The 12,172-nt window shown below is 56.1% G+C and carries 8 protein-coding genes; 3 read left to right on the top strand and 5 right to left on the bottom strand.

Going from position 1 to position 12,172, the window contains the following annotated elements; genetic code table 11:
• Positions 1-43: 43 nt before the first annotated feature.
• Positions 44-1,324 (bottom strand): beta-galactosidase, encoded by a 1,281-nt coding sequence (locus HY962_04200; protein MBI5646111.1) that lies wholly within the window; start codon positions 1,322-1,324, stop codon positions 44-46.
• A 246-nt stretch (positions 1,325-1,570) separates the two neighbouring features.
• Between HY962_04200 and HY962_04205 the strand changes: the two genes are divergently transcribed.
• Together HY962_04205 and HY962_04210 are read left to right on the top strand one after the other, a co-directional pair.
• Positions 1,571-2,731: a T9SS type A sorting domain-containing protein gene (locus HY962_04205; GenBank protein ID MBI5646112.1), complete on the top strand. Its 1,161-nt coding sequence runs from the start codon at positions 1,571-1,573 to the stop codon at positions 2,729-2,731.
• Between the two features lie 57 nt (positions 2,732-2,788).
• Positions 2,789-3,694: a hypothetical protein gene (locus tag HY962_04210; protein MBI5646113.1), complete on the top strand. Its 906-nt coding sequence runs from the start codon at positions 2,789-2,791 to the stop codon at positions 3,692-3,694.
• Between the two features lie 46 nt (positions 3,695-3,740).
• Here HY962_04210 and HY962_04215 read toward each other — a convergent pair whose 3' ends face one another.
• Positions 3,741-5,573, bottom strand: coding sequence for a T9SS type A sorting domain-containing protein (locus HY962_04215; protein MBI5646114.1), 1,833 nt, complete (start codon positions 5,571-5,573; stop codon positions 3,741-3,743).
• Between the two features lie 119 nt (positions 5,574-5,692).
• Positions 5,693-7,099, bottom strand: a complete 1,407-nt coding sequence (locus HY962_04220; GenBank protein MBI5646115.1) for a T9SS type A sorting domain-containing protein — start codon at positions 7,097-7,099, stop codon at positions 5,693-5,695.
• A 124-nt stretch (positions 7,100-7,223) separates the two neighbouring features.
• Here HY962_04220 and HY962_04225 point away from each other — a divergent pair, with 124 nt between their 5' ends.
• A complete protein-coding gene (locus tag HY962_04225; protein ID MBI5646116.1) occupies positions 7,224-7,670 on the top strand; it encodes an SRPBCC family protein in 447 nt (148 codons plus the stop codon).
• 158 nt (positions 7,671-7,828) lie between these two features.
• Here the strand turns inward: HY962_04225 and HY962_04230 are convergent, their stop codons facing one another.
• Both HY962_04230 and HY962_04235 read right to left on the bottom strand, forming a co-directional pair.
• Positions 7,829-10,072 carry a hypothetical protein gene (locus HY962_04230; protein MBI5646117.1) on the bottom strand — a complete coding sequence of 748 codons (2,244 nt, stop codon included), beginning with the start codon at positions 10,070-10,072 and terminating at the stop codon, positions 7,829-7,831.
• Positions 10,073-10,398: 326 nt separating this feature from the next.
• Positions 10,399-11,550: a T9SS type A sorting domain-containing protein gene (locus HY962_04235; protein MBI5646118.1), complete on the bottom strand. Its 1,152-nt coding sequence runs from the start codon at positions 11,548-11,550 to the stop codon at positions 10,399-10,401.
• Positions 11,551-12,172: the final 622 nt, after the last annotated feature.

A 12,172-nucleotide genomic window follows, 5' to 3' on the forward strand; every position in this document is an offset into this window, starting at 1 on the left:
TCCATGGATTCCGATCAGGGCAATCCATATGCGTGAATACAATCTACCGTGCGACACACACCGGGAAGCGGATCAGGCCGTGGGCTGTATGAAACCGCACAACGTATATTCCCGGAGCCCACGCTCTCTCGGCAGTGATCCGTACTTGGTGCGTTCCGCGTTGAAACTCGCCGCCGGAGTTCATCGCATACTCTCGCCCGAGGACATCTTCCAGCGTCACTTTCACTACTGCGGGCGATTCGAGAGAAAACTGCACCGTGGTCTGTTCTGTAAACGGATTCGGATGGTTCCCCAGGATGCGCAGGCCGGACGGGATAGTTCTCGGCGGAGACATGACTGAGGTGTTACCATCATGCGTTATTGACGAGAAGAATGTGTCGAATACGCCGCTGGTAATATCCACATCCCAAACTTCCCAGTAGTGGATGCTGTCCGCGATAGCGCTGCGCAATGCCTCCTGCAGTCCGCCCGCACCGATGGCGGCAGAATCACGTACACCGCTGGCAACAATTTGTACTGTCGCAAAACTTCGCGCGGCGGCGTCTTGCAGAAGTTGATATTGCCCGGGGTACACCAGCGTGTTTTTTTGTGACCACCATGCGGCGAATACGCCGAATCTCTGGTCAAGCTGCGCATACCCCTCATGGACCACAGCAGCGGCAACGGAATCACTCGAAAGCACCGGATGCACATCGAGATCGAGCGGCGTGTGTAGAAATGCGCGTCCAAAAGCTCCGATGCTCCGTCGCCAGGACTCTACAAGCCGCGCGTCAGAATACAGCACCGCCTGCCAGTTTGTCCGATCGACAGAGGAAAACGGGAGTTGCATCTCGAAACCATTCGCAGTTGCGTTTGTGATGTGTACAAGCGCAAGGGAGGATTCGTCGCCATACCTCGCCCCCGCGGCGGCGATCACCTCCTCCCATTCGCTGAGATAGATTTCATCCCATGGGACAGGCATCGTATCAGGCACGCCACGGAACATATACGGGAATCTCTGCGCGCCAAGACTATATAGCCATGAAGGTGCGCCAGGACCGTTGACAATGCCGAGTGCGATTTTTTTGTTCCCATATGCACGCGCACGACTGAACTGCGAATCGAGCCGTGCCCAGGAGAAGTGGTCGTCCCGCGGTTCAAGATCCGCCCAAGAGATACGCACGAGGAAGCCCGATACGTATGGCTTTGCGGCCACCTGCGGCGTCACGGAATTTCCGAGTGCCGTTGTCGGCCCGGCGCTGCAGTACAGCCCACGCGGCCAAAGAGATTGAGCCGAAAGCTGCGCGGCAACAAACAGGAGTATGACAAAAGACGAGATACGCATTCGGACTGAGGAAAGGGGAAAGGGGAAAGGGGAAAGGGGAAAGGGGAAAGGGGAAAGGGGAAAATGTCGAGCTTAATCGGCAGTATGTCAAGGGTCGAATCGTCATTTGCGCTAAAAGGTATCCTTTTATATTATTGACGCATCAGCACCTCCTTACAGTGTTTTCTTCCGGCGGGACCGAGATCATTCTTCATGATCGGTGTATTCCTGTGCGGTCAACCGTTGTTCTCATACGGAGCCACCATTATGCGCTATTGTTTCCTCCTTTGTGCCCTCATCACTGTCCTATCGGTGACCAATGGCCAGACGCGTATCGATGCACGCGTCGAAGTCGATAGTGTCATGCGCGAATTCATCGTTTCGGTTCCGACTGGTCCCGCTCCGGCCGGGGGATACCCGCTTGTGTTTATGTTTCATGGGACGAGTCAGAACGGCGAAATTTTTTATCAGGACAGCCAGTGGAAGGAGAAGGGCGAAGCACAGAAGTTCATAACCGTCTTTCCCACGGCCTTGAGATACTGTGTGATAGAGGACGGACAGCAGCGCACCACTACCAAATGGCATAACGGCGAGGCGGAGGAAATCTCCTGTCCGGGCCAATACATGAAAAGCGACATCCACTTCGTACGCACGATGCTCGATTCCATCATGAGCCGGTTCAACATCGACAGAAGGCGCATGTATGCCAGCGGATTCTCGAACGGCATGGGTTTCGCGAGCAAACTTGCCGTGGAGATGAGTGATGTTTTTGCCGCTGTCGCGGGATGCGGCTCGATCTTGAGCGCGGGAGACTCCGCAAAACCGAAACGCAATATCCCCGTGTGGACGGTGATCGGTACTCTCGACGATAAATGGTTGAAGGCGTTCGAAGGACTGGGTCTCACGGAATTTCCCTTTAACGACACAACCTTTTTCTACTTCTCGCGGCCGATACATCGTTATATCGGGACGTTCAACCTGGCCGACACGTACACCAGAACCGAGGCCGGTCGAACTATCACCTATCGATACTCCACGCCCGCCTCCAGCGAGCCCAGTACGGAATTTCGTTTCACCCTCGTGAACAACATGTTCCATGTGTATCCGAACGGAAACAATATCCAGTTTGTCGCTGCAGACATTTTCTGGGACTTCTTTTCACAATACTCCTCGCCCACAGGCACTCGTGAGACGCCCTCTCAACCGGGTTCGGTGATGCTGTACCCCAACCCCGTGCACGACGTCCTGCATATTTCGGGAGCAGGCAGTGCAACACTCGTACTGCGCAATCTGCTCGGACAGGAAGTTCTCAGAAGCACGGTCGAAAACAATGCATCCATACGGCTTCCGCGCCTCCCCGGCGGAATATACTCGGCTGAATTCATCACAGGCACGACGCGCACCGCGCGCACAATCTCGGTCAAGTAATCCTCCGTATTCGGCGAGGGTCAAAATTTTTTCATGCACAGAAGTGAAAGTGGATCTATGAAATCGAAACTCCTGATAATTGGAGTGCTGACTCCAATTCTCTTGATGGGACTCTCTCCCGGCGCATCGGCCCAGACCCACATCATCGCGCAGGAATCTATGGATGCGAGTGGATGGTTCGGCGGTGACAACCGCCCGAACAGTCGCCGCACTGTCGGTGTCGGACAGCTTGTGCTTATGGACACCGCGATGACGGTGCGCAGTTTCTCCTTTCACTTTTCCTCCCCCTTTGATTTTGCACAGAATTCCTCCGGCTCCGGTCACGACGTCACACTGCGTCTGCATGTGCGGAATCGTGCCGGTGTAGTTCTGAAGACGTCGGATGTTTTTGTACCGGCCTCTTTCACGAGCGGGTGGATCACCTGGGAGGGCCTGGGCTTGACTGTCACATCGGGCATCAAGCTGTTCTTCACCGCCTACGTTGTAGGTGGATTCGATTCAAATTCCTTGTACTCGTCCTACAGTGCGGCGGCAACAGATCCGTACCCCGGCGGGACCGTCATGCTGAAAGACGGGCAAAGTGACGCGGACCTCGATTCATGGAACGACTGGGTTCCGAACTCCGGTTGGGATGCCGCCTTCCGCCTGACCGGCACCATCATCACAACGTCGGCGGACCATGCCGCTGCTACCCACAGTGACGGCATCCGCTTCACACACACGTATCCAACCCCCGTTCACACGGATGCACATGTTGAATTCTTCAATGAGGATAACGGAGCTGTAACGCTTGAGCTGTACGACCTCGCGGGCCTCCGTGTGCGTACGCTCGTTTCTGGAGAACTGACTGCGGGAACACATCGTGTGCAATGGACGGTTGACGGGCTGCCGAGCGGACTCTATCCAATGCTTCTCCGATCGGGAAGAACCTCACGGACTCGGCTGATATCCATCGTACGCTGAGATACGGCGGGCACGTTACCCCGCATCTGAACGTGGATGCGTTCTGCTATTGTTTCACAATACACGTAGCGGTGGCTTCGCCATGCAGAAGATATATGCCGGAAGGCCATGCATGCGTGTTGATGCTGACGCCTCCGAGCACTTCGCCCTGCCACATCTCACGGCCTAACATATCCGTGATACGGATACGACCGCGCGTGTCCGCGGAAAATCGAAGGACGGACTCAAACGGGTGAGGCGTCACCGTCATCTGCGGACGCGCTGGTATTGTCACAACCACGTCCATGCCGGTTGATGGATCACTTTTCCGAATGATAGACCGCACCGCCTGCAGCTTAAAATTTCTGTCCGGTTTTGCGGGATCATCGGTGATGCCCCAGCAGCCGTACCGATTGTACCCGGAGACAAGAGTAAAGTACATAGCGAGTCCGCCCCCTATATCTTTCCAGCCCTCGAGATAATTCCGCTCCAACACCGATGCCATGAACAACGTGCGGTGTGAAAGGATCTGCGAAGCAAGATTTGCCGTACCTCCACCGGCGGGCAGGTGCGGTCCGCCCTCATACGATGTGCAGCCGCCGGGTAAATCCCATTGCCGCGCTTTGCTGATATGATTCGGCCGGTATGTGGCCGTTTGTGGATTCGTAATCTGCGCGTTGATATCGGCGAGCATGCCGGCGTTGATGGCTGCCGTGTCGGTGCTCGAGGCGTTTGTTGAGCCGAAATACAAGGCGCTGCTTGTGGCGTAGATGTACCGCTTTGGCGGACCAAAGGTTGAATTGATGTAGGCCAGATGGTTGTCGCTGCGACCCGGATATGCGTGTTGCCCGGCGAGGATCACACGAATCCGTCCGTTGATGGCCGCTTCACCGAACACCGCGGCGAACCACCGCGACAGTTCCACAGTGCGTCGCGCATAATTCTGATCGAAACTGATGCCTCGCGCCTGCGCGTCGGCCTGGTTCCACGGACCGTGCGTGGCCTGCGTCGGGCTCCAAACCTCATTGCTGTTCTCGATGTAGATGTTGATGGCCGGATCCAGCTCCTGTTTCAGAAATCCGGCAAGTGCCACCACGTATGCCGAATCGCAAGATTGGTGCACATTGAGCCACACATCCTTCTTCAGCATATTCGAGAGCGCAACGATGTATTCCCAGCACCATCCGTCGCGCTTGCCGCTGCTGTTTGCCATGCTTGTTTGCGCGGCGTCGCGTGGCGTCTTCCTTTGCTCCCATCTGGTGCGCGCGGGATACGACGGTTCGCCGTCCCAGATGTTCTGTACGTTGTAGAAACGATAACATGCAAAGTCGGCCGAGCGGCAGAGCGCGATGTACTCATCGGTGAACACCTTGGAAGATTGAAGCGGATAGCCGGGCCGATGCACGCGTAATTCGGTAATGCCACTGTTTGTTGACGACGATGCGCTGCGGCGTGTATTCTGGAAATTCAGAAATACGAGACCGTGATTCGCGCCGGGATATCCCCCAACTATCAGGTCGAAGGTGGTACTGTTGCGAACGGCGTCGTATGAGAGATTCTCGACTGTCACGCTTGTGCCCGATGCGCGCACTGTTGCCTGCCCGGTAAAACCGCAGGCGTAACGGCCGCTGTAATCGATGCGGTATTGTTCGGGATCGTCGACGACACCTGTCCATTCTGGTACGGGCCGGCCGTCCATCAACACAAGATCGAAGTCGCTCGTCGGCCAGCCCAGACTGTCGTAACCTGCGGCATTGCTGTACCGATTCGTGTGATTGACGATGTTGACAAAGGCCCCCGCACCGTCGAGATTCACTCCGAGTCGGAACAAGGATTGTCCGGCGGCAGACATCGACAGAAGAACAAGCAGCCCCAATAGTGTAGCCGTGTATCGTTGCATTATTCGCTCGCGTGTGTGTACCGGTAATGTAGAGATGGATCATCCGTGTTTCAACTGCTCGGCGCGGATCAGCGATCCTTCCTTCGCGGGTCCTCGCACTCGGGGCATGGCTCCTGACACTATCGCTCGATGGTGATCTTTCTGCTCTCCGTGTATGCTCCCGTATGCATGCGCAGAACATACATACCACACGGCAATACCGAACCGTTGAAATGCAATTCGTGCAGGCCCGGTGTAGTTTCGCTGATAGGCAGTCCCGCCACCCGCCGTCCGAAGAGATCGAAGATGTGGATCCCTGCCGGTCCGTCGTTGCCGGGCACATCGGCGTCGATGTAATAGCGGATCGTGGTTACGGCGGAGAACGGATGGGGATATATCTCGCGCAGTTGAAAATGACGGTGCATATTCGTTTCCGATACGCGGTCGATCGCCGTCGGTATTTCATTGAGCCGTGCCAGTGAATCGTGCATGCGTTGGAACATGGCAGCATAGCCGGGGAAGTCGAGATCGCTGACGTACAGTTCGAAGTACATCCCGTTGGTCACAGCCATCGCCTTGAGCATTGCGATGTCGGGTCCGGAGGAATCGGTCTTGCACACATCCGTCTTTGTGGAGTCGAGAAAGGGGACACGCCAGCTCTGCAGCATCTGATACATCGTGAACGTGGAATCGCGGACGGCATAGAGAGGATTGCTGTTGTTCGCGGGCGGCCCGCTGCAGGCGAGATTTTCCTGGAAGAATCCCAGCATCGGATACCCGGACGACGTGTTGACGCGCTGGAGCAGTGCGTCTCGCACTGCGTCCGAAAGACGCGGTGTTGTGATATCGTCCTGCATGCCGAAGAGCGCCACAAAACAGAATGTGCGCGGAAAATGTGTCCGGACGATTTCAGCAGTGCGCACGATTGCGTCCACAAACACAGTTCGTGAATACGTCGGATGCGAGGTCAGAGAATGGTTCAGATCCCGTATGCCGTTGGTCCCTATCGGCGTGGCATCGATCTGCGCGAGAACAGGGTGATCCCGCAGCGGCAGAGATGCATTGTCGCGTATACTCCACACACGGTGTGCGCCGAGGGCGGCGTGCAGTGATTCGAAACGTTCGAGTGCGATGGCATCCCACGGCACGGCCGTGTAAAACGAATCCCGGTTGAGTCGAAGGATATGGGATTGGACCCCGGGCATCTGCATAATGTAGGATGGTGTCTTCATACGAAATACGTCGAGTGTCAGCTCCTGCCCCAATGTGTCGAGGCGCCGTACAACGGCATCGATGGAGCTGAAATCGTACATGTCTCGCTGCGGCTCGATCACGCTCCAATCGACACGCATCACAAAGCCGTCCACATAGGGATGGGAGCGGATGCCGGACGCGCTCGCCTGGCCAATGACGTAGATTCCATACGGCCTGGAAGCGGACACCGCATTCGAACTCCGCCACACGTGTGTCTCTTGAGAAACGAGCACACTCGTCAGGAGGAGGATGGCGGGAACAATGCGGCAAAACAAACGCGTGTGTGTGTGCATGGGCGCTTCTCTGTGTGACCTGTCTGCTGCGAAAGATGAATCCGGGAAAGCGACACGTATCGTACTACACTATGCGTGAATATCTTCGTATACTCCGTCACACACAAAGAAAGGTTGATAGATCATGTCCACCGGTATAGTAGAACTTCACCGCGTTCTTCGCGCGCAGCCCGAACGGGTTTACCGCGCATTCCTCGATCCGGCCGCACAAGCGAAATGGCTTCCGCCGTATGGCTTCACGTGTACAGTCCACAGCATGGATGTGCGTGTTGGTGGCACGTACAGAATGTCGTTTACAAATTTCTCGACGAATCAGAGCCATTCATTCGGAGGGGAATATGTGGAACTTGTCCCTTCTGAACGCATCCGCTACACGGATAGCTTTGAAGACCCGAACCTGCCCGGATTGATGCAGACCACAGTATCTTTGAAACAGGTGTCATGCGGAACGGAGCTGCGTATTGTGCAGGAAGGGATTCCCGATGCAATTCCGCTCGAGATGTGTTATCTCGGGTGGCAGGAATCGCTCGCACAGCTCGCGTTGCTGGTAGAGCCCGAAATACCGGGCTGATGCGAACATACACGTATGTCTTGCGTTGTAACGACGCCGATTGAATTACGGATGCGCGCAGAACACGGGTCCTGTCGCGCATTCATTCATTCACATTGTGTCACGTCGTCGCTCCGGCATCCATTACTGTGATGCGGCCGAATACACCGTCCGCTGTTTCAGGGACGTTTGTTGTTCGAAGCGCTTACGCCGATGCTGCCCATAGTGCCGTTAATCCGAACGGGTCCGCCGGAAGTAGTGATGGAGGATTCCGGGCGCAGGACAAAGATGCCCCACACGTCACCATCCTGGGATGATCCCGGCTGGCCGGAGACAGTCACAGCGCCTTCGCTACTCGCGCTGATGTTACCACCGTCAAGCAGCATAACGCCGTGATTACCGTGAGATGCGCCCCTGCCGCCGCCTTCACCACGAACTGTGACATCACCTCCGGCCGAGAATATGGAAGATCCCGCACCTGTCAGGAACACACCCGGATTATTGTTGCCGTACGTGAGTGCACCTGTACCTGAAACATGAAGGGCGCCGATGCCGCCGGCAGTGATCTGACCGGCGAGATCAATCAGCACTCCAGCATTGTGTGCGGACTGTGCTCTGCCATCGGCCAGACCGGTCACGCGCACGCTTCCTCCCTCCGATGTGATTCGGCTCTGTGCACCGGAAACGTGTACGCCGACATTGCCATGCCCGTTTGTTGCACCGCCCGTGCCCTGCACTGCTACTGCGCCGGTGCGTCCCGCGCTGAGAACACCGCGGTTGCGCACGGCGACCCCAATATTGCCTGACGACGCGGCGCTCCCGCCGCCTTGTCCCACTACGCGTACCTGACCGCCTGCTGACGTGATAGTAGAATTGACATCTGTAAGCAGCACCCCCATGTTCTCGTCACCGACGGACAGTCCACCTCTTCCTAGCACAGAGACCGTTCCGGTCCCTTCGCTGCGAAACTCGCTGCCTTGTGAAATCTTCACACCGATGTTGGCGGAGGACAATAGGTCTGCCGATCCACCACCGCTGCCGTTCGCCGACAGTGAGCCAGTCCCGCGGGCAAAGACGTGCATATCGTCGTGCAGCCATATTCCGTGGTTGTTCTGAGAAGGACCGAGTCCGCCTCCTTCGCCGGTGATGCTCACATCGCCTCGTGTCGATGCCACGAGTGAGTTTGTCCCCTTGCACATCACGCCCACATTGTCGTTGCCGCCACTCCGTCCGCCTATGCCCCGAAGCGTTATTGCACCGTGCCCCTGTGCTGTGATTTTTCCTCCATTGAGGACAGCCAAACCGATGTTGTCCGCGGCGTCTCCGCTACCGCCGCCGAGTCCGGTCACGTTCACGCTGCCGCCTGAGGAAGTGATTTGTGCGAGTCCGGCGACATTCACACCCTTGTTGCCTCCACCAGATGAATGTCCTCCCATGCCGGTAATATAGACAGTGCCGTCACTTCCTGCGCTCACCACGCTGCCGTTCCCGAGCATCACTCCTGTGTTGCCCGAGGAGGCGCTTAGACCACCACCCTGACCGGTCATGTGCACATTGCTGCCGATGGACGTGATGACTCCGCCGGAGATCATCCACACGCCGTAATTGAAATTCCCCGGAGCAGATCCACCGACTCCCTGCACGAGTGTGGTGCCGACACTTCCACCCGTTATACGCGCTTTGCCCATCATGTGAACGCCGTAATTATCCGCAAGGAGATTCCCGCCTGTTCCCTTGACACGCAGGTTTCCCTCGCCGTTACAGGCGAGAACGCTGTTTGCGAGTGTGATGCCGCGGAAGTTCCCGCTGCTCGGCAGAGGCTGCTGATTGGCCTCAACCGTCAAGTGCCCGTTTTCCGTAACAATCGCACTGTTCTCCAGCATCTGCACATGGCGGCTCACCTTGATAGTTGCGGTACCAGATCCCGACAGGCGCACCGAAGCTCCTGCCAGAAATTCCACATGATCCAGTCCGGGGGCTGCATCATCGTCCTGCATGTCGACGTTTAACGAGGCGTCGCGGGCAAAAACGATATCACCGGTGAAATGAACACCGTCATCGCCCCTGCCGCCGTTGATCAAAAGCGACGGAAGTGCCGTGGTGAACGTTCCGATGTTGACGACATCGTCACCGTCACCCGCGTTGATCACGATCGATGTGACTCCCTTTAACGGCAGTTCTGCGGGGAGGGCGCGTGTTGTGCTGCCGTTGAATGAAAACGTGCCGCCGCCTGCAGCAAAACAGATATTGGCACCGCTTTGTCTGATATGTAATACGCCTGAGCTGCCGACTGCGTCGGTGCAGACCATCTGTCCGCCGTTGCGTGTGATCGTATACTGCTGGGCCTGTGATAGTGAACCAAAGAAGAACACAAAAAGGCATATCGTCGAAAGAGCGCGGGCGATATGGAGAGGGGAATACATGGTGATTTCCAGAGATAGGTATAGCGTGAGCTGAAGACGCCTTCAACGCAGGCGCGAAGGAGAATGTGAGCCAAAATCGCCAAATGAGCAGATTATTGGAGTGACATATCCTAAACACCCCATTCAGTACTTATGTTCCGGGCCTTCACGGAAAAACTGCGGAAATCAGCGGGAATCACTCATGCATGTGAATTGGACGTGCTCCCAACACCTCCATGCGAACAAGTGTCCTTTTCAAGCGGAACGCCTCGATCGCGTGATATCATTCTTGAGCGTGCGGTTTTCTGCCTGAGAGTGGATAAAAACCATGCAACACGTATAGATAATCAATCCACGACGAGCATTGGTATGGATTCCTCAGACGAACCACTCACGATACGAACAAAATAGATGCCCGCACTCATGGACCCGGAATACCACTTCACAGAATGCCTACCCGGCATCTGCTCGCCGTTGTCCGTGATACACAATTCTCGCCCGACTGCGTCGATAATGCTCAACCGCACGGGCATCGGTGCCGGTAGAACGTATGAAATGGTGACTTCCGAACGGGCAGGACTGGGATAATAATTCAGATCGAAGCCGCGGGAGGGCGCAAACGGTGCGACATGCGTTGTTGTGATAAACCTTTCAAAAAAACGGAGCGTCGCTCTATTCCTGTCGCTGAAAAACTGATGATTTGCGAGAGCGGACCGAATTTGATCCAGCACATCTGCCAACTGAGACTGCGTGAAGGCGGCGATTGCGGGATATGACCGGGGTTCTCTTTGTATCCTCTCCTGCAGTGTATCCGACACCGTCATTCGCAGAAAAAGGGAAGAGTCGAGCTGGCCGTTGTTTAAAAGATCGGTATGCAGGGCCGTCGCCATCGCGGGTGTGATTCCCGCGATACGCAGAAATCGTTCAGGGAAGACTGGAGATCTGTCGTGATACGTGAACTCCGTGGGTACATGCCGGGAGAGCAATGTGCGGTAATTCTCTTCCGCGATGCTATTGTCGGTTTCTTCATTGTCGTCCCAACGGGCATTATTCCAGATATGCGGTATCGTGGTAACGGCTACAATCCCCCGCAGAGCTTCCGCACAGTAGGTGGCCGTGGCTTTTGCCCCAATCTGCATACCCAGGGTTGGTGCAAAACTTCCTCCAGCACTCATTCCTACGACAAAGAGTGGTGCGGATTGCGGCAAAACACCCCTCGCAGTCAAACTATCGAGAACGATACGGATGTTGGAAACGTCGACATTGTCCTGTGCAACCCGATTGACCCAGCGTCTTTTACCGTCTCCGTTTTGGTCGCCGATGGTCACTTCTTCCGCGTCGATCGCAAGCATGGCGAAGCCGGCCGCATTGGCGTCACGCGTGAACTGAACTGCTTCCTCTGCTGTGAACCAGGCCCGGCCCGAGCCGTTAGTCCCGTGGCAGGCGATAATGATTCCCCGTGCCTGAGGAGGGACGGTGTACCAGACCTCCTTCAACACGTCGCGTCCGCGGATTTTCTCGTAGCTGAGTTTGAGTGCAGCCGCATCGACGAATACCGCGTGTACTGCCACATCTGCATCGGGCATGATAAAGGTTGTATGCCATTCGAGGGAATCGGCGAATCGTACGCCAGCAGCGGCGACGTCCCATCGCTGAAAAACGGAATCCGCCGGATACGAGCGGGCAAAGACGTGTACTGAGTCGCCTGCACGATAGACACCACCCCCGTACCCGTTTTCGACTGTGACGCGGCGCGTTCCAGCGGTTTGTCCAACGCACGTTGCAGTGCCGAACCCGCACAGGAAAAGGGCAAGCACCATCACACGACGAAGCCGAAAGCCGCGTCGCTCCGCCGCGGGCCGTTGTGTTGAGTGTTTATCGAAATACATCGAGGTCGGACACATTCTGAGAAACTTCATTTGCTGAGATTGGATGGCTGATTCCGGTCGATCAGGACGATGTGATGCTGTTGCAGGTCTATGTGTGTATCACATGTAATGGAGAAAGGCATGTCTGCGCGGATGGGTGCAGCTTCGTGCGTATGACAGATGGGCCTGCACGGCGTTTAACCTCTCGGCGCTACGCGCGAGTGACAGTGATGCCCGCTCAGAGCGGAGATGT

It is taken from the genome of Ignavibacteriota bacterium (genome assembly GCA_016218045.1).
GTDB lineage: Bacteria > Bacteroidota > Ignavibacteria > SZUA-365 > SZUA-365 > JACRFB01.